21 protein-coding genes are annotated in these 21,117 nt (G+C 64.2%); 18 read left to right on the forward strand and 3 right to left on the reverse strand.

Going from position 1 to position 21,117, the window contains the following annotated elements; translation table 11 throughout:
• The first annotated feature begins 62 nt into the window (after window positions 1-62).
• The 3 genes from C0Z18_RS19020 to C0Z18_RS19030 are packed head-to-tail and all read left to right on the forward strand — an operon-like array spanning window position 63 to window position 2,270.
• Window positions 63-389: a YbaB/EbfC family nucleoid-associated protein gene (locus C0Z18_RS19020; protein WP_102646965.1), complete on the forward strand. Its 327-nt coding sequence runs from the start codon at window positions 63-65 to the stop codon at window positions 387-389.
• A gap of 30 nt (window positions 390-419) precedes the next feature.
• Window positions 420-1,016, forward strand: coding sequence for a recombination mediator RecR (recR, locus tag C0Z18_RS19025; protein WP_102646966.1), 597 nt, complete (start codon window positions 420-422; stop codon window positions 1,014-1,016).
• Between the two features lie 48 nt (window positions 1,017-1,064).
• Window positions 1,065-2,270 carry a CaiB/BaiF CoA transferase family protein gene (locus C0Z18_RS19030; RefSeq protein ID WP_102646967.1) on the forward strand — a complete coding sequence of 402 codons (1,206 nt, stop codon included), beginning with the start codon at window positions 1,065-1,067 and terminating at the stop codon, window positions 2,268-2,270.
• Between the two features lie 70 nt (window positions 2,271-2,340).
• Here the strand turns inward: C0Z18_RS19030 and C0Z18_RS19035 are convergent, their stop codons facing one another.
• On the reverse strand, window positions 2,341-3,315 hold the full coding sequence (locus C0Z18_RS19035; protein ID WP_102646968.1) for an NADPH:quinone oxidoreductase family protein: 975 nt from the start codon (window positions 3,313-3,315) through the stop codon (window positions 2,341-2,343).
• A 143-nt stretch (window positions 3,316-3,458) separates the two neighbouring features.
• On the opposite strand from C0Z18_RS19035, the gene surE reads away from it, so the two are divergent.
• From surE to C0Z18_RS19060, 5 genes are read left to right on the forward strand one after another with little or no spacing between them, the layout of a single operon-like run.
• On the forward strand, window positions 3,459-4,217 hold the full coding sequence (gene surE / locus C0Z18_RS19040) for a 5'/3'-nucleotidase SurE (protein ID WP_102647007.1): 759 nt from the start codon (window positions 3,459-3,461) through the stop codon (window positions 4,215-4,217).
• The gene (locus C0Z18_RS19045; protein ID WP_102647008.1) at window positions 4,214-5,062 is read left to right on the forward strand and encodes a protein-L-isoaspartate(D-aspartate) O-methyltransferase; all 849 of its coding nucleotides are present in this window, start codon (window positions 4,214-4,216) and stop codon (window positions 5,060-5,062) included. The genes surE and C0Z18_RS19045 overlap by 4 nt, the downstream gene beginning before the upstream one ends.
• Window positions 5,063-5,067: 5 nt before the next feature.
• Window positions 5,068-6,027 (forward strand): peptidoglycan DD-metalloendopeptidase family protein, encoded by a 960-nt coding sequence (locus C0Z18_RS19050; RefSeq protein WP_102646969.1) that lies wholly within the window; start codon window positions 5,068-5,070, stop codon window positions 6,025-6,027.
• An 11-nt stretch (window positions 6,028-6,038) separates the two neighbouring features.
• A complete protein-coding gene (gene rpoS / locus C0Z18_RS19055) occupies window positions 6,039-7,136 on the forward strand; it encodes an RNA polymerase sigma factor RpoS (RefSeq protein WP_102646970.1) in 1,098 nt (365 codons plus the stop codon).
• A 33-nt stretch (window positions 7,137-7,169) separates the two neighbouring features.
• Complete coding sequence (locus C0Z18_RS19060) at window positions 7,170-7,973, forward strand: 3'-5' exonuclease (protein ID WP_102646971.1); 804 nt, start codon at window positions 7,170-7,172, stop codon at window positions 7,971-7,973.
• 21 nt (window positions 7,974-7,994) lie between these two features.
• Here the strand turns inward: C0Z18_RS19060 and C0Z18_RS19065 are convergent, their stop codons facing one another.
• Window positions 7,995-8,849 (reverse strand): endonuclease/exonuclease/phosphatase family protein, encoded by an 855-nt coding sequence (locus tag C0Z18_RS19065; RefSeq protein ID WP_102646972.1) that lies wholly within the window; start codon window positions 8,847-8,849, stop codon window positions 7,995-7,997.
• A 72-nt stretch (window positions 8,850-8,921) separates the two neighbouring features.
• Here C0Z18_RS19065 and rlmD point away from each other — a divergent pair, with 72 nt between their 5' ends.
• Window positions 8,922-10,316 (forward strand): 23S rRNA (uracil(1939)-C(5))-methyltransferase RlmD, encoded by a 1,395-nt coding sequence (rlmD, locus tag C0Z18_RS19070; RefSeq protein ID WP_102646973.1) that lies wholly within the window; start codon window positions 8,922-8,924, stop codon window positions 10,314-10,316.
• Window positions 10,317-10,447: 131 nt separating this feature from the next.
• Here the strand turns inward: rlmD and C0Z18_RS19075 are convergent, their stop codons facing one another.
• Window positions 10,448-11,149, reverse strand: a complete 702-nt coding sequence (locus tag C0Z18_RS19075; RefSeq protein WP_102646974.1) for a Bax inhibitor-1/YccA family protein — start codon at window positions 11,147-11,149, stop codon at window positions 10,448-10,450.
• Between the two features lie 239 nt (window positions 11,150-11,388).
• Between C0Z18_RS19075 and ndk the strand changes: the two genes are divergently transcribed.
• From ndk to hfq, 9 genes are all read left to right on the forward strand, one after another.
• Window positions 11,389-11,814, forward strand: coding sequence for a nucleoside-diphosphate kinase (gene ndk, locus C0Z18_RS19080; RefSeq protein ID WP_102646975.1), 426 nt, complete (start codon window positions 11,389-11,391; stop codon window positions 11,812-11,814).
• A gap of 118 nt (window positions 11,815-11,932) precedes the next feature.
• A complete protein-coding gene (rlmN, locus tag C0Z18_RS19085) occupies window positions 11,933-13,090 on the forward strand; it encodes a 23S rRNA (adenine(2503)-C(2))-methyltransferase RlmN (RefSeq protein ID WP_102647009.1) in 1,158 nt (385 codons plus the stop codon).
• Between the two features lie 138 nt (window positions 13,091-13,228).
• Window positions 13,229-14,395: a helix-turn-helix domain-containing protein gene (locus C0Z18_RS19090; RefSeq protein WP_102646976.1), complete on the forward strand. Its 1,167-nt coding sequence runs from the start codon at window positions 13,229-13,231 to the stop codon at window positions 14,393-14,395.
• Window positions 14,396-14,487: 92 nt separating this feature from the next.
• A complete protein-coding gene (ispG, locus tag C0Z18_RS19095; RefSeq protein WP_102646977.1) occupies window positions 14,488-15,792 on the forward strand; it encodes a flavodoxin-dependent (E)-4-hydroxy-3-methylbut-2-enyl-diphosphate synthase in 1,305 nt (434 codons plus the stop codon).
• Window positions 15,793-15,810: 18 nt separating this feature from the next.
• Window positions 15,811-17,148, forward strand: coding sequence for a histidine--tRNA ligase (hisS, locus tag C0Z18_RS19100; RefSeq protein ID WP_102646978.1), 1,338 nt, complete (start codon window positions 15,811-15,813; stop codon window positions 17,146-17,148).
• 57 nt (window positions 17,149-17,205) lie between these two features.
• Complete coding sequence (locus tag C0Z18_RS19105; RefSeq protein WP_102646979.1) at window positions 17,206-17,835, forward strand: tetratricopeptide repeat protein; 630 nt, start codon at window positions 17,206-17,208, stop codon at window positions 17,833-17,835.
• A gap of 73 nt (window positions 17,836-17,908) precedes the next feature.
• Window positions 17,909-19,054, forward strand: coding sequence for an outer membrane protein assembly factor BamB (gene bamB / locus C0Z18_RS19110; protein ID WP_102646980.1), 1,146 nt, complete (start codon window positions 17,909-17,911; stop codon window positions 19,052-19,054).
• A 306-nt stretch (window positions 19,055-19,360) separates the two neighbouring features.
• Entirely contained in the window at window positions 19,361-20,698 is a 1,338-nt protein-coding gene (der, locus tag C0Z18_RS19115) for a ribosome biogenesis GTPase Der (RefSeq protein ID WP_102646981.1), read from the forward strand.
• Between the two features lie 142 nt (window positions 20,699-20,840).
• The gene (gene hfq, locus C0Z18_RS19120) at window positions 20,841-21,077 is read left to right on the forward strand and encodes an RNA chaperone Hfq (protein ID WP_090543740.1); all 237 of its coding nucleotides are present in this window, start codon (window positions 20,841-20,843) and stop codon (window positions 21,075-21,077) included.
• Window positions 21,078-21,117 lie beyond the last annotated feature (40 nt).

Raw genomic sequence — 21,117 nt, forward strand, 5'->3', positions numbered from 1 at the left:
TCGCGGCGCCGCACCGAAGCGGACACCGCAAGCAACGTCCACACGATCCAAGGAGCATATCCATGATGAAAGGCCAACTCGCCGGGCTCATGAAGCAAGCCCAGCAGATGCAGGAAAACATGAAGAAGATGCAAGAGCAGCTTGCGCTGATCGAGGTCGAGGGCCAGTCGGGCGCCGGGCTCGTGAAGGTGACGATGACTTGCAAGAACGACGTGCGTCGCGTCTCGATCGACCCGAGCCTGCTCGCCGACGACAAGGACATGCTCGAAGACCTCGTGGCGGCGGCGTTCAACGATGCGGTGCGCAAAGCCGAAGCGACGGCGCAAGAGAAGATGAGCGGGATGACGTCGGGCTTGCCGCTGCCGCCCGGATTCAAGCTGCCGTTCTGATCCGGGCGACGCGGCGAACCTGACCGAGACATGAAACAGCCATCCGCACTGGTTGCGCTCGTCGAAGCGCTGCGCGCGCTGCCGGGCGTCGGGCCCAAATCGGCGCAGCGCATGGCTTACCACCTGATGCAGCACGATCGGGAGGCGGCTGAACGGCTCGGCCGCTCGCTGCTTTTCGCAACCGAACATTTGCGACATTGCGAGAAGTGCAACACGTTCACCGAGGCGCGCGTATGCGACGTCTGTAGCGACGAGTCGCGAGACCCCACGCTGCTGTGCGTCGTGGAAACGCCGGCGGATCAGATCATGCTCGAGCAAACGATGACCTACCGCGGGCTGTATTTCGTCCTCATGGGGCGTCTGAGTCCGCTCGACGGCATCGGTCCGAAGGAAATTCACTTCGAGCGACTCGTCAAGCGGGCATCGGACGGCGTCGTCAAGGAAGTCGTTCTCGCGACGAATTTCACGAACGAAGGCGAGGCGACGGCCCATTACCTCGCGCAGACGCTGAAGGCGCGCGAGCTTTCCGTGACGCGCCTCGCACGCGGGGTGCCGGTGGGCGGCGAGCTCGAATACGTCGACGCCGGCACGATCGCGCGGGCCATGCTCGACCGGCGCTCGTTATAAGGTGCGGCGTGGGCGCGCCCACGCGTTTTGAGTAGGGAGACGACATACATGAGCGTATCGGCCGGCCCGCTTGCGGGCGTCAAGGTGCTCGAACTCGGCACGCTGATCGCGGGCCCCTTCGCCTCGCGGTTGTTGGGCGAGTTCGGCGCCGACGTCATCAAGATCGAAGATCCTAACGGCGGCGATCCGCTGCGCAAATGGCGCATGCTCTATCCGGAGTCGGGCGGCACTTCGCTCTGGTGGGCGGTGCAGGCGCGCAATAAGAAGTCGGTGACGCTGAATCTGAAGGCGCCCGAGGGCAAGCAAATCTTATTGCAGCTCGCGCGCGAGGCCGACATCGTCGTCGAGAACTTTCGTCCGGGGTTGCTCGAAAAGCTAGGCCTAGGCTACGACGTGCTCAGCGCCGACAATCCCGGCCTGGTGATGGTGCGCCTCTCGGGCTACGGCCAGACCGGGCCGTACCGCGATCGGCCCGGGTTCGGTTCCATCGCCGAAGCGATGGGCGGCTTGCGCCACATCACGGGTTACCCCGAGTTGCCGCCGCCGCGCATCGGAATCTCCATCGGAGATTCCATCGCCGCGTTGCACGCGGTGATCGGGGCGCTGATGGCGCTCCATCATCGGCAGGCGAACGGCGGGAAAGGGCAGATCGTCGACGTGGCGCTCTACGAAGCCGTGTTCAATATGATGGAAAGCATCGTGCCCGAATATGGCGTCTACGGGGCGGTGCGCGAGCGCACGGGTGCGTCGCTGCCGGGCATCGTGCCGTCGAACACCTATGCGTGCAAAGACGGCAGCATCGTGATCGGCGGCAACAGCGATCCTATTTTCAAACGGCTCATGCTGGCGATCGAGCGTCCCGATCTCGCAAACGATCCGGCGCTCGCGCACAACGACGGCCGCGTCCCGCGCACGCACGAGATCGACGATGCGATCGCCGCGTGGCTGGCTGAGCGGACCATCGACGAAGCGCTCGATGTTTTGAATGCGGCCGACGTGCCCGTCGGTCGCATTTATAGTGCCGCTGACATGTTCACGGACCCGCAGTTCGCCGCACGCAAGATGATCGAGCATTTCAAGTGGCAAGACGGGCTCGACATCGCATTGCCGAACGTCACGCCGAAGTTTTCCGAGACGCCGGGCGGCACCCGCTGGCTCGGGCCGTCGCTCGGCGAGCACACGGACGAAGTACTGAGCGGGCTCGGTTACGACGCGGCGGCGATCGGCGATCTGCGCGAGCGCAAGATCGTCTGAATGCGAAAACGGCGCGGGCCGTGTCGCCCGCACCGCTTCTTTTTCGATTCACCGCGGCCCACGCGAAGGTTCAGGGCGTGATGACGATCTTCCCGGTGACGCGCCGCTGCGCCATGTCCGTCAGTGCGCGCGGCGTTTCCTCCAGCGCATAGCGCGCGCTCACGTGCGGGCGCAGCTTGCCTTCGCGCAGCCAACGCATCAGTTCCTCGAAGGCTTGCGCATTGCGCGCGGGCTCACGCGTCGCGAATTCCCCCCAAAAGACGCCGACGATGCTTGCCCCCTTCAGCAACGGCAGATTCAACGGCAGCTTGGGAATATCGCCGCCGGCGAAGCCGACGACGAGATATCGGCCGCGCCAGGCGATGCTGCGAAACGCGGGCTCGGCGAACGATCCGCCGACCGGATCGAAAACGACGTCGGGTCCGCGTCCGCCGGTCAGCGCCGCGACGCGCTCGCGCAGGTTCTCCGTGTCGTAGCGGATCGTGTCATCGGCGCCGTGTTCGCGAGCGACGGCGAGTTTTTCGTCGCTGGAGGCCGCCGCGATCACGCGCGCGCCGATCGCCTTGCCGATTTCGACGGCCGCTAGCCCGACGCCGCCTGCGGCGCCAAGCACGAGCATGGTTTCGCCGGCGCGCAATGCGCCGCGGTCCACGACGGCATGGTGCGATGTTCCGTAGGCGAGCGTAAACGCAGCCGCCGCGGCGAAGTCGGCGTTGCCGGGCAGCGGTACGCATGCGCCGGCCGGCGCGAGCGCTTGCTCGGCAAATCCGCCGACCCGCGTGAACGCCGCCACCGGCATGCCGATGCGAACGTTCGACACGCCGTCGCCGATCGCACGAACGATGCCCGCGACCTCGGAGCCCGGCGTGAACGGCAGCGGCGGCTTGAACTGATACTTGTTCTCGATGATGAGCACGTCCGGGAAATTGACGCTGGCCGCTTTCACGTCGATGACGACCTCGCCGGGGCCCGGTTGCGGATCGGGCAACGTGTCGACGACGAGCGATTCCGGGGGGCCGTACCGATGACATCGAATGGCGCGCATGGGCTTTTCCTCGATCGATTGTGGGGGCACCGACGCAGTGTAGTTCAACTCGAACGACCGTGCCTTTTTTGCTCGAAACGATTCGATGCCGAAGCACGCGCATAGGCATTCAGACGGTGGCGCTCCTCGGTTACAATCGCCGGATGCGAATCCTACTGAGCAACGACGACGGTTACCTCGCGCCCGGACTTGCGGCGCTTTATCACGCGCTCAAGCCGCTGGGCGATGTCACGGTCATGGCCCCGGAGCAGAACTGCAGCGGCGCGTCCAATTCGTTGACGCTGTCGCGTCCGCTTTCGGTTTGGCGCTCGGCCAACGGCTTTTATTACGTCAACGGCACGCCCACCGACTCGGTTCACATCGCCTTGACAGGCATGCTCGATCACAAGCCCGATCTCGTCGTCTCGGGTATCAACAACGGCCAGAACGTGGGCGAGGACACGCTTTATTCGGGCACGGTCGCGGCCGCGACCGAAGGCGTGATGTTCGGCGTGCCGGCCATCGCGTTTTCGCTCGTCGAGAAGGATTGGGCGCACCTTGAAGATGCCGCGCGCGTGGCGGCCGATATCGTTCGGCACTTTCTCTCCCACCCGTTGCCGACGCACCCGCTGCTGAACGTCAACATCCCGAACCTGCCTTACGAATCGCTGCGGGAATGGGAAGTCACGCGGCTCGGCAAGCGTCACCCGTCGCAGCCGGTCATCCGCCAAACCGATCCGCGCGGTGAACCCATCTATTGGATCGGGCCGTCGGGCGCCGCGCTCGACGCGAGCGAAGGGACCGATTTTCATGCGCTCGCGAACGGCCGCGTCTCGATTACGCCGCTGCAGCTCGATCTCACCCATACGCAAATGATGGCGGCCACGCGCGAGTGGGCACGCGCGGGGCGTCGCGATTCATGACGAGCGAACGGGCCAAGCGCTTTCCGCTCGGGCTTGCCGATCTCGAGCGCAAGCCGCGCGCGGCGGCGGATGGCCGCGACCGCACGCGTCAACGCGAGCCGCTCGCGACACGTGAGAGCGTCGCGCGCCGCGCTGACACGCATCCGTCGCATGCGGCCGACAAAATTGGCGCACCCAACGTCCCGCTCGCGAGCTCGCTCGCGCTGACCTCGGAACGGGTGCGCGAACGCATGGTCGAACGGCTCAGGGCGAACGGCATCGCCGATCCCCGCGTGCTCGATGCGTTGGCCGCCGTTCCGCGGCACATGTTCGTCGATCCCGGGCTCGCGGTGCAGGCTTACGAGGATGCGGCGCTGCCGATCGGCCATCACCAGACGATTTCGAAGCCGTCGGTGGTCGCGCGCATGCTCGAGTTGGCCTGTGCCGGCCGAACGCTCGACCGTGTGCTCGAGATCGGGACGGGCTGTGGTTATCAGGCGGCGGTACTGAGCCGTGTCGCCAAAGACGTTTATTCGATCGAACGGATCAAGCCGCTTTACGAGCGCGCGAAGCTCAACCTGCGGCCGCTGCGCGTGCCCAATATTCGCTTGCATTACGGCGATGGACGCGTCGGTTTGGCTGCCGCTGCGCCGTTCGATGCGATCGTGATCGCGGCGGCCGGGCTCGATGTGCCGCAAGCGCTGCTCGAACAACTGACCGTGGGCGGCAGGCTCGTGGCTCCGGTGGGTTCACAAAGTGGACCGGCACAGGTGCTCACGCTCGTCGAGCGTATATCGGCCACCCAGTGGCGAGAGTCTCGTCTTGATCGCGTTTTCTTTGTCCCTTTAAAATCCGGAGTGATTTGACACCGATGTCTACGTTGCGCGCGATGCAAACAAACAACGAACAGCCTCGGCTGACCGCCGTTCAGCGCGTCGTCTGTGTGCTTGCCCTTACTACGCTCGCCGCGTGTGCGACGCGGCTCGATCAAGCGCCCGTCGTCGATCGCTCGAGCGCACTCTCGACGAGCGGCGCACCCGCGATTGCGCAAGGCGCATCTCAACCCGCGGTGCCGCTCGGTCCGCCGCCGCCGGGATACTACCGTGTGAAGCCCGGCGACACGCTGTATCGCATCGCGCTCGAGAACGGCCAGAACTATCGCGATATCGCCGCCTGGAACAATCTGTCGAACCCTAACCAGATTGAAGTCGACCAATTGCTGCGCGTGGCGCCGCCCGGCGCGAACGTAGCGGCGGTCACGCCCGGGGTGGCGACCGCGCCCGTGACGACGGGCGGTGCGGTGCAAGGTGCGCCGCTCACGCCGTCCTCGTCGGCGAGCGCGTCGGGCCCGGCGAGTGCGAACGCGGCCCCGCCGATCTACGGTACCGGTCCCGGCGCAACCGCGACCACGATTCCACCGCAGCCCGCTGCCGGCGTGCAGGCTAGCGCACCGATGGCCGACGGAAACGTCAACTTCTCTTGGCCGGTACGCGGCCCGGTGCTGAACACGTTCGACGACAGCGCCAATAAAGGGTTGAACATCGGCGGAAGCGTGGGGGAAGCGGTCAAAGCGGCAGCGGCAGGACGTGTTGTCTACGCAGGAAATGGGCTGCGCGGCTACGGCAATCTCATTATCATCAAACACAACGCAACGTATCTCACCGCCTATGCACACAACCGCGCTTTGATGGTAAAAGAGGGGGATGCGGTGACGAAGGGGCAGGAGATTGCCCAGATGGGCAACACCGATTCCGACCGCGTGATGCTGCACTTTGAGATCCGTCGACAGGGCAAACCTGTCGATCCGATGAAATACTTGCCGCCGCAATAAGCGATACGACCATGCCGACATCGAAGCGCCGCAAGCAGCAAGCCGAAACGGACACGCTCAGCCGCGCCGGGCACGACCTGGTGCACGACACAAGCGCTTCGACGAACGAGCCCGAGGACGACCCCGCCGAGTCCGAAACCGAGTTCGAGCGGGAGGGTTCGTCCGAGCAGGCCGAGGAAGGTGGCGAGGAACGCGAGGCGTCGGCCGAGCCCGGACCCGATCCGGACGATTTCCGGGCGCTGCTGCAAGCCGAGCTGACGGCCGACACGATCCAGCATTATCTGAATCGCATTAGCGTGAAGCCCCTTCTGACGGTGGAAGAGGAACAGCGCTATTCGCGGCTCGCCAAGGCCGGTGAGTTCGAGGCCCGGCAAGTGATGATCGAGCGCAATTTGAGGCTCGTCGTCAGCATCGCCAAAGGTTATCTGAACCGCGGGGTGCCGCTGCTCGATCTGATCGAGGAAGGCAACCTCGGGCTCATGCACGCGATCGAAAAATTCGATCCCACACGCGGTTTCCGGTTCTCGACCTACGCCACTTGGTGGATTCGCCAGAGTATCGAGCGGGCGATCATGAACCAGGCGCGCACGGTCCGGCTGCCGGTTCACGTCATTCGCGAACTGAACCAGGTGCTGCGCGCGAAGCGCCACCTCGAGAAAAACTCGTTGAATTCGGGCGAGGCCGCCGAGCGGCGCGATGCCAGCATCGACGATATCGCCTACCTCACGGGCAAGACGACCGACGAGGTGACCGACATCCTCGCGCTGAACGAGCATACGGCGTCGCTCGATGCGCCGCTCGACCTCGATCCCGCGAGCTCGTTGCTCGACCTGCTTTCCGACGATCAAAGCCAGTCGCCCGATGCCGAGGTGCAGCACCGCGAGTTGGAAACGCTTACACGCGCATGGCTCTCGAGGCTGTCCGACAAGCATCGCCATGTGATCGAGCGGCGCTTCGGCCTCAATCACATCGAACCGGCGACGCTCGAGGAGCTAGCCGACGAAATGGGCCTCACGCGCGAGCGCGTGCGGCAAATTCAGCAAGAAGCGCTCGTGCGCTTGAAGCGTTTTTTCGCGTCGAACGGCGTACGCAAAGACGCGGTCCTATAGGACATCGCCCTCGCGGCGATACTTTAGATATTCATGATTCCGATTCTCGTTTTCGACATCGAGACGATTCCCGATGTCGCCGGCATTCGCCGTCTCGACGATTTGCCCGATTCGATGAGCGACGCCGACGTCGCGGAGCACGCCTTCGCGGCGCGCCGGGAAAAGACCGGCAGCGATTTCCTCCCGCATTATCTGCAACGCATCGCCGCGATCTCATGCGTATTTCGCGATCGTGCGGGTTTGCGCGTACGCTCGCTCGGTACGGTCGAAGACGGCGAGGCCGCACTGATTCAGTCGTTTTATCGGGTCATCGAAAAGTACACGCCGCAATTGGTCTCGTGGAACGGCGGCGGTTTCGATTTGCCCGTTTTGCACTACCGCGCGCTCGTGCACGGCATCCCGGCTTCGCGCTATTGGGATCTGGGCGAGGACGATCGCGATTTCAAGTGGAACAACTACATCAGCCGGTATCACTCGCGCCATACCGACCTGATGGACGTGCTGGCGATGTATCAAGCGCGAGCCAACGCGCCGCTCGATTCGCTGGCCAAGCTATGCGGTTTCCCAGGCAAGCTCGGGATGGACGGCGGGCAGGTATGGACCGCCTTCCGCGAGGGACGCATCGACGAGATCCGCAACTATTGCGAAACGGATGTCGTGAACACCTATTTGCTCTATTGCCGATTCCAGTTGATGCGCGGTGCGTTTTCGGCGGACGAGTACGCCGATGAAATTGCTTTCGTCAAAAACGCGCTCGCCCAAGAGAGCGCCCCTCACTGGGGTGAATATCTCGCCGCCTTCGCCGAACCGGCGATCGCGCCGGCAGGGCCGCGCTGAAAACGTTTCGATCCGCCATTTTCAATCTAATTCAACGATGATCGGCTGGTGATCGGACGCTTGCGTGGCGCCCTCGATCTCGCAGCTTCGCAGCCGGGCACGCAGGTCGTCCGTCACGAACACGAAGTCGCACGTGAGCGGCCCGGTACTCCATTGCGCCGTATCGTAGATGCCGGCCGTGGGCGGTGGCGTCGCGCCGGGGTGTAGGGTGGTCCACGCATCGACGAAGCCCGGCGCTTGCGCGAGCGGGGCGATGAACGCGCGATAGGCCTGCGAGCCGTACTCGCTGTTGAAGTCCCCGCAGACGATCGCGCTGACGGGGCGTGAAGTGGCGGCGAACGGGCCCGTCGCGTTCTCGGCGGGGGCCGGGTGTGCCGCGTGGCCGGCCGCTTCCTGTTGCAGGCGCCGCAGTTCGTCCACCTGCGCCAGACGTTGTTTCAGCGAATAAAACTCGAGATGGGTCACGAGAATGCGTAGCTGACCATGCTCGGTCGCGACGATAGCCTCGAGCGCCACGCGTTGCATCGAGGGCGCGGCCGCGTCCGCCGGCCAAGGCAGCGAATGGCGAATCACTTGCGCGACCGGTAGGCGCGTGGCGATCGCGTTGCCGAATTGGCGGCGCCTTGACGAGCCGTCGAGTGAGGAGAGATCGGCGCCGACGGCATCGAAAACGGCGAATCCCGGCAAGGCCCGCGCGATTTCCTCGAACTGGTCCGGGCCGGGCCCGCCCGGCAACACGCCGAAGCCGCGCGTGATCTCCTGCATGCACAGAATGTCGAAATCGGCGAGCCGCCGGGCTTCGTCGATCGTTCTGCGCAGGTCGACGCGCCCTTGCGCATCACGGCCCCATTGCACGTTCCAACTCAAGAGTTTCACGATCGCCTCCGTTCGGCTGCGCCGTTCGTCTACAATCTCGCCTTCCGTTTCATTTCCATCAGGAAGCCGCAGGTGTCTGAATCTCCCCGTAGTATCGCGCGTCGCACCGAAGGCGGCGCATCGCCCGTCGAACCGCCCGTGATCGAGATCGATTCGCTCGACATGGAGGCGCGTGGAGTGGGGCGTCTGACGACCGAGAACGGCGAGCCCGGCAAGGTCATTTTCGTCGAAGGCGCGTTACCCGGGGAGCGCGTTACGTATTCGAGCTATCGCAAAAAGGCGAGTTTCGAGCAAGCGCAGGTCGTGGACGTGCTGCGAGCAAGCGCCATGCGCACGACGCCCCAGTGCCGGTTTTTCGGTACCTGCGGCGGTTGTTCGATGCAACATCTAGACGAGCGCGCGCAAGTGGCCATCAAGCAGCGCGTGCTCGAAGACAATCTGTGGCATCTGTCGAAACTGCGTCCCGAAACGGTTTTTCGTCCGATCCACGGGCCCACTTGGGGATACCGCTATCGCGCGCGGCTGACCGTGCGCCACGTCGCGAAAAAGGGCGGCGTGTTAGTGGGGTTCCATGAGAAGAAAAGCAGCTACGTTGCCGATATGACGAGTTGCGAAGTGTTGCCGCCGAACGTGTCGGCCATGCTCGTGCCGCTGCGCCGGCTCGTCGAAAGCCTCTCGATTCGCGACCGGCTGCCGCAAATCGAATTGGCCGTCGGCGCGAGCGTCACGGCGCTTGTGCTGCGCGTGCTGGAGCCGATGACGCTCGATGACGAAGCGCACGTCCGCGCATTCGCCGACGAGCACGGCGTTCAATTCTGGGTCCAGCCTAAAGGGCCGGATACGGCCGTGCCGTTCTATCCGATCGACGTCCAACTCGATTACACGTTGCCCGAGTTCGGCATTCGCATGCCGTTCAAGCCGACGGACTTCACCCAGGTCAACCATGCGATCAACCGGGTCCTGGTCGGCCGGGCGTTGCGGCTTCTGGCTCCGGCGCGCAGCGACCGGGTGCTGGACCTGTTTTGCGGCCTCGGTAATTTCACGCTGCCGCTCGCGCGTCTGGCCCGGGAGGTCGTGGGCATCGAAGGCAGCGAGGCGTTGACGTCCCGTGCGCTCGCCAACGCCAAGGTCAACGGCGTCGATCGTCATACCTCGTTCGCTTGTCGCAATTTGTTCGAAGTGACAGCCGACGATATGCGTGCGCTAGGGCCGTTCGACAAATTCCTGATCGATCCCCCGCGCGAGGGCGCGCTGGCCGTGTCCAAGGCGCTGGCCGACATCGCTCAGGGCGGACAAGGGTCGCTCCCAGGGCGCATCGTCTATGTCTCGTGCAATCCCGCCACGCTGGCCCGCGATGCGGGACTGCTCGTGCACGAAGCCGGCTACCGGTTGAAGGGGGCGGGCGTCGTCAACATGTTCCCGCATACCTCGCACGTGGAATCGATCGCGCTGTTCGAGCGCGATTGACCGATCGGTACCTCTCAGGTGCCGAGGACAAAACAAAGCCCCCAGGTTGCGGTTGCAGCCATGGGGGCTTTTTCGATTCACGCCGGCCTTGTTCGCGGCGGGCGGTGAGGGCGCTTGCGGCCCTCGAGCGATCAGTTGCGGTTGTTGCCGCCGAAAATGCCGAGCAGCGACAGCAAGTTGACGAACACGTTGTACAGGTCGAGGTAAATCGCGAGCGTGGCGGTGATGTAGTTCGTCTCCCCGCCGTTCACGACGCGCTGCACGTCGAACAGCATGAAGCCCGAGAAGATCACGATCGCCAGCACCGAAACCGTCAGCATGAGTGCCGGCAGGTGCAGGAAGATGTTCGCGACCGACGCGAGCAAGATGACGATCACGCCCATGAAGAGCCATTGGCCGAGGCCCGAGAAATCGCGCTTGCTGACCGTGGCGATCGAGGCCATCGCGGCGAAGATCACGGCCGTGCCGCCGAAGGCCATCATGATGAGCGATGGGCCGTTCGAGAAGTGCAGAATCATCGTCAGCAGGCGCGAGAGCATCAAGCCCATGAAGAACGTGAAGCCCAACAGGAACACCACGCCCAGGCTGCTTTGCTTCGTGCGCTCGATGGCGAACATGAAACCGAACGCGATCGCCAAGAACGCGAGCATGCTCATCATCGGGCTCGTCGCGGCGAACAGCGAGAAACCGCTCACGACCCCGAGCCAAGCGCCGATGACGGTCGGCACCATCGACAGCGCGAGCAGCCAGTAAGTATTGCGCAGCACGCGGTTGCGGACGGCCGCCGAACCGACGGCACCGCCGCGGGCGACGTTATACGGGTAGTCGTTCATGCTTTCTCCTTGCGTAAAAACGCATTCGACGCGGTTTGCGCCCGGCGCCGATTTGGCGGCGGCACGGACGCACCCCGTTGCTTCCTAAGATCGGTCCTATGCGTGGGAGTTTCAAGCTCCCTTTTGACTTTTCGGACGAAGTTTCGTCTGAGGTGGGGATCGATCGCAATCATACACCGGAACATGCTACAATTGCAGATTCGTTAGAATTCGTAACCCCTTAATTTTTTGGAGTTTTTATGGCGATCGAGCGTACCCTGTCGATTATCAAGCCCGATGCAGTGGCAAAGAACGTGATTGGCCAGATCTACAGCCGCTTCGAAAACGCAGGCCTCAAGATCATCGCTTCGCGCATGGCTCAGCTGTCGCGCGCCGATGCGGAGAAGTTCTACGCCGTTCACGCCGCTCGTCCGTTCTTCAAGGATCTGGTCGAATTCATGATCTCGGGCCCGGTGATGGTGCAAGTACTCGAAGGCGAAAACGCCATCCTGAAGAACCGCGACCTGATGGGCGCGACGGATCCGAAGAAGGCCGACAAGGGCACGATCCGCGCCGATTTCGCCGACAGCATCGACGCGAACGCCGTGCACGGTTCGGATGCCGCCGAAACGGCAGCCGTGGAAATCGCGTTCTTCTTCCCGGAAATCAACGTCTACTCGCGTTGATCGCCGGGTAAAGCGTTAGCGAATGCCGCTTGGCCCGTTTGGCGCGGGCGGCTCGCCCGGCGCCGCGCGCGAGGCGCGGTTGCCGCGGGCGCGCCGCAATGAAAATGCAGGATCAATCATGACGAGCAGTCCTACCGTCAACCTTCTCGATCTCGATGCCGCGGGGCTCGTCGCGTATTGCGACAGCCTCGGCGAGAAGGCATTTCGCGCCAAGCAGCTGCAGCGCTGGATTCACCAATACAACGCCGTCGATTTCGACGGTATGACCGACCTCGCGAAATCGCTGCGCACGAAGCTCAAGGATCGCGCGGCGATCGTGATGCCGCCCGTGGTCAGCGATCACGTGTCGGCCGACGGCACACGCAAGTGGCTGGTCGACGTCGGTAACGGCAATGCCGTGGAAACGGTGTTCATCCCCGAAGAGACGCGCGGCACGCTGTGCGTGTCGTCGCAGGCCGGTTGCGCGGTCAATTGCCGGTTTTGCTCCACGGGCAAGCAAGGTTTTTCCCGCAACCTGACGACGGGGGAAATCATCGGCCAGCTGCGCATGGCCGAATTCGCGCTGCGCGCGGCGCTTGGCCGCCCGCATGCGCCGGACAACAAGGGCGAACGCGTCATCACGAACGTCGTGATGATGGGCATGGGCGAGCCGCTGTTGAACTACGACGCGCTGGTGCCGGCACTACGGCTGATGCTCGACGACAACGCCTACGGCCTCTCGCGGCGGCGGGTCACGGTATCGACGTCGGGCGTCGTGCCGATGATGGATCGGCTCGGGGCCGATCTGCCGGTCGCGTTGGCGGTGTCGCTGCACGCGCCGAACGATGCGCTGCGCGACATCTTGGTGCCGCTGAACAAGAAGTATCCTCTGCGTGAGTTGATGGCCGCGTGCCGCCGTTATCTCGACGTGGCGCCGCGCGATTTCATCACGTTCGAGTACTGCATGCTCGACGGCGTGAACGACACCGACGCCCATGCCCGGGAATTGCTCGCGCTGACGGCCGATGTGCCGTGCAAGTTCAATTTGATTCCGTTCAACCCGTTCCCGGAGTCGGGGCTCGTGCGTTCCAAGGCCGACCGGATCAAACGGTTTGCGCAGGTGCTCATCGATGCGGGCGTCGTGACGACGGTGCGCAAGACGCGCGGGGACGATATCGACGCGGCATGTGGTCAATTGGCGGGCGCGGTGAAGGACCGAACGCGTGTCGCGGAGCGGACGGGGCGTGCCGCAAGTGGTTCCGCGGGCAAAATTATCGAAGTGCGGCCCGTGCGCTGACGCGGGGCGGCACGAAAGGCGGCGGTGCGGTGTGCGCGCCGCCGGACAGTTGTGAGACAGACGGTCCGCGCATCGAGGGCATCGAACGATGCTCGGCAGGCGTGGGGTGGAAAATTAGAATCGACGCGAGGATCAGGGATGAGTGAGTCGCAGCATCCGCAATCAGAAGGCCCACAGACGAGCTCGGGACGTCCAAGCACCGTACCTCAAACGGCGCCCGGCGCCGCGTACGCGCCGCTCGACTCGCTCGCCGCGGTGGGCGCGCGCCTGGCGCAATTGCGGGAAGCGAAGGGCTGGTCCGTCGATGACGTATCGGCTCGGCTGAAGGTCTCCCCGAACAAGATGCGGGCGCTCGAGGCCGGTGACATCACTCAGTTGCCCGGCACGACGTTCGCGCTCGGCGTCATTCGCAGCTATGCCAAGATGCTCGGCACCGATCCGGAGCCGTTCGCGCAGGCCCTGCGCCGCGTCAAAGGCGAGCCGGAGCCCGATTTGTCGATGCCCGCTTCGACGGGGGCCGATTTGCCGCGGGGGCGCGTCTCGGTGTCGCTCGGCGGCACGCCGAAGCATCGCTCATGGTGGTGGGGCGTCGCCGCCGGCGTCATCGTGATCATCGCATTGGCGATGTGGCATCAGGGCGGCGATTCGTCGGCCTGGCTGGCGCGGCTCAAAGCGAGCGCGGGCGGTATGGCCGCCAATCCGGGCGGGGCGGCGTCGAGCGCGGCGGTGGCCGCTTCGGCGGTAACCTCGACGGGTCTCGTGCTGTCGCAATCGGCCGGCGCCTCGGGTACGACGGCCTCGGAACCAGGTGCTGCGTCGTCCCCCGAGGCGAGCACGCCGGCGATCACGCCTCTCGAACCGGCGTCGCAGTCGGCCGCGGCTCAGCCGAGCAGCGAGCCGGCGGCGGTGGCAGCCGTGCCGGCACCCGCCTCGGCGGCGGCGAGCGCGCCGGCTCGGGCGGACAAGCAGCCGCCGCAAGCCGCTGCGGGCGAGCAGGCATCGGCCGCTTCGGCCGGGACCGCCTCGGTGGCGGGCGCTCAGGCAGCTCCGGCGGCGGGCGCCGCGACGATCGGCGTCACGGTGTCCAAGGATAGCTGGTTCAGCGTACGCGACAAGGACGGCAAAGAGATCTTCTCCGGGCTCGTCCACGCCGGCGACACCAAGCAAGTGCAGGGCGTACCGCCCTTCAAGATCACCGCGGGCAACCGCGCAGGGCTCGAATCGATGACGCTCGACGGACAGCCTGTCGACGCGGCGAAATTCGGTCCGAACAAGGGCAACGTCGCGCATTTCACGTTGCCGTAATGGTCCAATGCCGCGGCGGCGCGCCGCGGCTCGATCGTCAATTCGGGTGCGTGGCCGCGAGGCGAGCCGCGTGCGCAGCATAACTAGGACTCATGGGTCTTTCGATGCCTACCGACAGCAGCAGTCAGATTTGTTCTTCCGTGCCGGTTTTCGGCGGTCCCGCAAAGCGTCGCGCCTCGCACGCGGTCGATGTTCGCTGGGGCGGCCAGCTCGTTACCATTGGGGGCGACGCGCCGGTGCGCGTGCAGTCGATGACGAACACGGATACGGCCGATGCCATCGGCACGGCCATTCAGGTGAAAGAGCTCGCGCAGGCCGGCTCGGAACTCGTGCGCATCACGGTCAACACGCCCGAGGCCGCTCAAGCGGTGCCGGCGATCCGCGAGCAGCTCGACCGCATGGGCGTTGCCGTGCCGCTCGTCGGCGATTTCCATTACAACGGCCATCTGTTGCTGCGCGATTACCCCGCATGCGCCGAGGCGCTGTCGAAGTATCGGATCAACCCGGGTAACGTCGGTCAAGGCGCGAAGCGCGATACGCAATTCGCGCAGATGATCGAAGCCGCGGCCCGCTACGACAAGCCGGTGCGCATCGGCGTGAACTGGGGCAGCCTCGACCAGGATTTGCTCGCGCGCATGATGGACGAAAACGCGTCGCGCAGCGAACCTTGGGACGCGCAAAGCGTCATGTACGAAGCGCTGATTCAATCGGCGATCGGCTCGGCCGAGCGCGCGGTCGAACTCGGCCTGCCGCGCAACAAGATCATCCTTTCGTGCAAGGTCAGCGGCGTACAGGATCTGATCGCCGTCTATCGCGAGCTGTCGCGCCGGTGCGCCTTCGCGTTGCACCTCGGTTTGACCGAGGCCGGTATGGGCTCGAAGGGTATCGTCGCGTCCACCGCCGCGCTCGGCGTGTTGTTGCAAGAAGGCATCGGCGACACCATTCGAATCTCGCTCACGCCCGAACCGGGCGCCTCGCGCACGGGCGAAGTCATCGTCGGTCAGGAAATCTTGCAGACGATGGGGCTGCGTTCGTTCACGCCGATGGTCATTGCCTGCCCGGGCTGCGGCCGAACCACCAGCACGCTGTTCCAAGAACTCGCATCGCAGATCCAGAACTATCTGCGCGCGCAAATGCCGGTCTGGCGCGACGAGTATCCCGGCGTGGAGAAGATGCACGTGGCGGTGATGGGCTGCATCGTCAACGGCCCCGGCGAGTCGAAGCAGGCCAACATCGGCATCAGCCTGCCCGGCTCCGGCGAGAATCCGGCGGCGCCCGTCTTCATCGACGGCGAGAAGGTCAAGACGCTGCGCGGCGAGCGCATCGCGGAGGAATTCCAGCAAATCGTGAGCGACTACGTCGAGCGCCGTTACGGCCGCACGAGCGTCGCGAATTAACGAGTCAACCGAACAACGATGACAGAACAGAAGAGAAAGCTCGAGAAGCTTGCCGGCGTCAAAGGCATGAACGACATCCTGCCGGCCGATGCGGTGCTGTGGGACTTCTTCGAGTCGACGGTCAAGTCGATGCTGCGCGCGTACGGCTACCAGAACATCCGCACGCCGATCGTCGAGCACACGCAGCTCTTCACGCGCGGCATCGGCGAAGTGACCGACATCGTCGAAAAGGAGATGTACAGCTTCGTCGATTCGCTCAACGGCGAACACTTGACGCTGCGTCCCGAAAACACCGCGGCCGTCGTGCGCTCGGCCATCGAGCACAACCTGCTTTACGACGGCCCCAAGCGGCTGTGGTACATCGGGCCGATGTTCCGTCACGAGCGCCCGCAACGCGGCCGTTACCGTCAGTTCCATCAAGTAGGCGTCGAGGCGCTTGGTTTCGCCGGTCCCGATACGGATGCCGAAATCATCTTGATGTGTCAGCGGCTTTGGGACGATCTCGGTTTGACCGGCATCCGTCTCGAAATCAACTCGCTCGGTTTGGCCGAGGAGCGCGCGGCGCATCGCGTCGAGTTGATCGCTTATCTCGAAAAGCACGTCGACGCGCTCGACGAGGATGCGAAGCGCCGCCTTTACACGAACCCGCTGCGCGTGCTGGACACGAAGAATCCCGCGCTACAGGAAATCGCGCAAAACGCACCGAAGTTGATCGACTTCCTCGGCGACGTCTCGCGGGCACACTTCGACGGGCTGCAGCGCTTGCTCAAGGCGAACAACATCCCCTTCACGATCAACCCGCGGCTCGTGCGCGGCCTCGACTACTACAATTTGACGGTATTCGAGTGGGTGACCGATAAGCTCGGCGCGCAAGGCACGGTGGCGGCCGGCGGCCGCTACGATCCGCTGATCGAACAACTGGGCGGCAAGCCGACCGCCGCATGCGGCTGGGCGATGGGCGTCGAGCGCATCCTCGAATTGCTGAAGGAGGAATCGCTCGTTCCGCAAGAAGAAGGCTGCGACGTCTATGTCGTTCACCAGGGCGATGCCGCGCGCGAGCAGGCGTTCATCATTGCCGAGCGTTTGCGCGATACCGGCCTGGACGTGATTCTTCACTGCAGCCCGGACGGCGCCGGAGCCAGCTTCAAGTCGCAGATGAAGCGAGCCGATGCGAGCGGAGCGGCATTCGCGGTGGTGCTCGGCGAGGACGAAGTGGCGAACGGCACGGTCGGCATCAAGCCGCTGCGCGAGACCGCCGGAGCGGAAAAGAGCGAACAGAGCACTGTTCCGGTTGAAAACTTGACCGAATTTCTAATCAATGCGATGGTTGCAACCGCCGAAGACGGCGACGACTGACGCAACTGTCGCCGCTCACGACAAGAACGGCACGAGATAAGAAGGAATCGCTTGGCGATGAGTTATCACGACGAACAAGAATCGATAGAAAGCTTCAAGGCTTGGTGGGCGCAGTGGGGCAATGCTTCCACGTGGATCGTGCTCGTGGCGCTCGTCGCCGCGGCCGCCTGGAACGGCTGGCATTTCTGGCAGCGGCGCCAAGCCACCGAGGCCGCGGTGCTCTATGAGCAGGTCCAGCAGTCCGTGGCGGCGAAGGATAAGGCCGCTGTCGCGCGCGACGCCGGCGATATGGAGTCGCGCTACGGCCGGACGGCATACGGGCAGATGACGGCGCTCGCGGCTGCGAAGGCGCTGTACGAGGCAGGCGACGTCGCCGGCGCGAAGACGCAATTGCAATGGGCGATCGATCACGCGAAGGACGACGAGTACAAGGAAATCGCGAAGCTGCGCTTGGCCGCCGTTCTGCTCGACGAGAAGGCGTACGATGCAGGGCTCGCGCTGCTCGCCGGCACGGCCCCCGAGGGCTTCCAAGGCGCCGTGGCCGATCGCCGCGGCGATCTGCTGGCGGCCGCCGGCAAGCGTGGCGATGCGCGCAGTGCTTATCAACTGGCGCTTTCGTCGCTCGCGAAAAGCGATACGTCCGCGCGTCAGCTCATTCAATTCAAGCTCGACGCGCTCGGCGGTTGAACGGTGCATATGCACCGTCCTTAGTCTTTAGCCGGCCTTATCTGAACAACCTTTGACGAAGCCTCGCTCACCGATGAATTTGCTGAAACGTTTCGCCGTGCCCGTCGCTTGCGCGATGACCGTCCTCGCGATGGCGGCTTGCTCGTCCACCAAGGACCCGCGCCGTGATCCGGTGCCGCTCACCGAGTTCAAGCCTGTCTTCAAAGTCGAGCAGGCCTGGAGGACGAGCGTCGGTAAGGCGGGACGTTATTTCTTCTCGCCGGTGGTCGTCGGCGATGCCGTGTACGCGGCCGGATCGAACGGCTCCGTCGTGAAAGTCGACGGCAAGACGGGGCGCAAGCTCTGGAGCACGAAGCTGCATGACGACCTGACTTCAGGCGTCGGTAGCGATGGCACCTACACGGCCGTTGGCGCGGAAAAGGGCGGCGTGGACGTGCTCGACGCGGACGGCAAGCTGCTTTGGAAGACGACGGTACCGGGCGAAATCGTCTCGCCGCCGCTCGTCGGCAACGGCTATGTGATCGTCCGTACGATCGACGGTCAAATCAGCGCGTTCAATGCGTCCACGGGCGAGTTGCGCTGGCAGTATCGCAATCGTGCCGTGCCGTTGAATCTGCGTGTGGCCGCCGGCATGGCGTTCGCCGGACAAGCCGCGGTGCTCGCGGGCTTCCCCGGCGGCTCGCTGTCCGCGATCAACATGAAGACGGGCGACGACTATTGGCAGGCGCCGGTCTCCTTCCCGAAGGGGGTGACCGAGGTCGAGCGGATCAACGACGTCACGGGCGCGCCTACGCTTGTCGGCGCCGAGGCGTGTGCGGTCACGTTCCAAGGCCGCATCAGCTGCTTCGATGCGAACAACGGCCAACCCGTTTGGGAGCAGTCGTTCTCCGGTGTGGCCGGACTCGCCGCCGACCGCACGGCGGTCGTGGCACCCGACGATTGGTCGGTGCTGCAAGCGTTCGATGCGGCGTCGGGCAAGCCGCTTTGGAAGAACGATCAGCTGAAGAACCGCGATCTGAGCACCCCGTATCTGCTCGGACCCGATGTCGTCGTCGGCGACTACAAGGGTTACGTGCACTTCCTTTCGCGCGACGACGGCAAGTTCCTCGCGCGCGTGAAGACCGACGGCAGCCCGATCACCGCCGCGCCGGTTGCGGTGGGCGATACACTGATCGTGCAGACGCACGACGGCGAGTTGTACGGGTTCGTCTCGCACTGATCGCTGAGCGACCTGGAACGATCGACCGCGGGCCGGCTCAGCCGGCCGCGGGCGTTTTTGAGTACCGGTGTGCGCCTGGCGCGCGGCCGGCAGATGGATACGCGGTGCTTGCACGCCGTCGTATCGTGATAATTTTCGAGCAGCGGCGCGCGGTCGCGCGCCCCTCGGCCGCTTGCAAGCAAGCGCGATGCTAGGGGCCGGCAGCATCCTGCCGGCTCGTGGGCATATCGATGCGCCGATGCGTTCCGCAACTCGCCGCTTTGGCGAGCCGGCACCGTGGCGCATGCCTCTTTTAGACAACGTCAGATGAAACCCGTAATTGCCCTAGTCGGGCGCCCCAATGTGGGGAAATCCACTCTATTCAACCGGCTCACGCGCTCGCGCGATGCCCTCGTCGCCGATTTGCCGGGCCTGACGCGCGATCGCCATTACGGCGAGGGACGCGTGGGCGACCGTGCCTATCTCGTCGTCGATACGGGCGGCTTCGAACCGGTCGCCAAGGACGGGATTCTGCACGAAATGGCGCGGCAAACGCGCCAAGCCGTCGAGGAGTCGGACGTCGTCGTATTCATCGTCGACGGGCGCAACGGGCTCGCGCCGCAGGATAAGTCGATCGCCGACTACCTGCGCAAAACCGGCCGTCCGATCATCCTCGTCGTGAACAAGGCCGAGGGGATGAAGTACACGGCCGTCGCCTCGGATTTCTACGAACTCGGGCTCGGCGATCCGCGCGCGATTTCGGCCGCGCACGGCGACGGCGTGACGGAAATGATCAACGACTCCCTGGAAATCGCTTACGCGGGCCATCCGGAGGAGCCGGAAGAGGAGCGCGGCGCGCGCGGCGTCAAGATCGCGATCGTCGGGCGGCCCAACGTCGGCAAGTCGACGCTCGTCAATACGCTGATCGGCGAGGAACGCGTCATCGCGTTCGACATGCCGGGCACGACACGCGATTCGATCTACGTCGATTTCGAGCGCCAGGGCAAGAAGTACACGCTCATCGATACGGCTGGCTTGCGCCGTCGCGGCAAGGTGTTCGAGGCGATCGAGAAGTTCTCGGTCGTGAAGACGCTGCAGTCCATTGCGGATGCAAACGTCGTCATCTTGCTGCTCGACGCTCGTCAAGATATTTCCGACCAGGACGCCCATATCGCCGGCTTCGTGGTCGAGCAAGGGCGGGCGCTCGTGGTGGGCGTGAACAAGTGGGACGGGCTGGACGGGCATGCGCGCGATCGCATCAAGGCCGACATGATGCGCAAGCTCAAATTCTTGGAGTTCGCGAAGTTCCACTTCATCTCGGCCACTGAAAAGACCGGCATCGGTCCGCTCATGCGATCGGTGGACGACGCCTACGCGGCTGCCATGGCCAAGCTGCCGACGCCGAAGCTCACCCGCGCGCTCATCGAAGCCGTGGAATTCCAGCAGCCGCGCCGGCGCGGCCCGGTGCGTCCGAAGTTGCGCTACGCGCACCAAGGCGGTCAGAATCCGCCGATCATCGTCATCCACGGCAACGCACTCGACGCCGTGACGGAAACGTACAAACGCTATCTCGAAAACCGCTTCCGCGAAACTTTCTCGTTGACGGGAACTCCATTGCGCATAGAGTTCCGTTCGTCGACGAACCCATACACCGATAAGGGCTGATTCGGTGCCGGGGCGCCTTGGCCAGATGGCCTGGGCGGCCCGTGCGCCAACGAAAATCGGCTATAGTGTAGCGATTGGCGGCGGATTTCTTTTTCTTCGTCCCAATCCGGATCCAACCTGCAAAAAAACGACGGAGTTTGCTATGAGCAACAAAGGGCAACTGTTACAAGACCCGTTTCTGAACGCACTGCGCAAAGAGCACGTGCCGGTTTCCATCTATTTGGTCAACGGCATCAAGCTTCAAGGGAACATCGAATCGTTCGACCAGTACGTCGTGTTGCTCCGTAACACCGTGACCCAAATGGTCTACAAGCACGCCATTTCGACGGTTGTGCCGGCCCGCCCGGTGAATTTCCACCCGGATGCGGAAACGGCCTAAGCTCATCTTCGCGGCCGGCGCGGCGCCGACTCATCGGCGT

This window comes from Trinickia dabaoshanensis (assembly GCF_002879885.1).
GTDB lineage: Bacteria > Pseudomonadota > Gammaproteobacteria > Burkholderiales > Burkholderiaceae > Trinickia > Trinickia dabaoshanensis.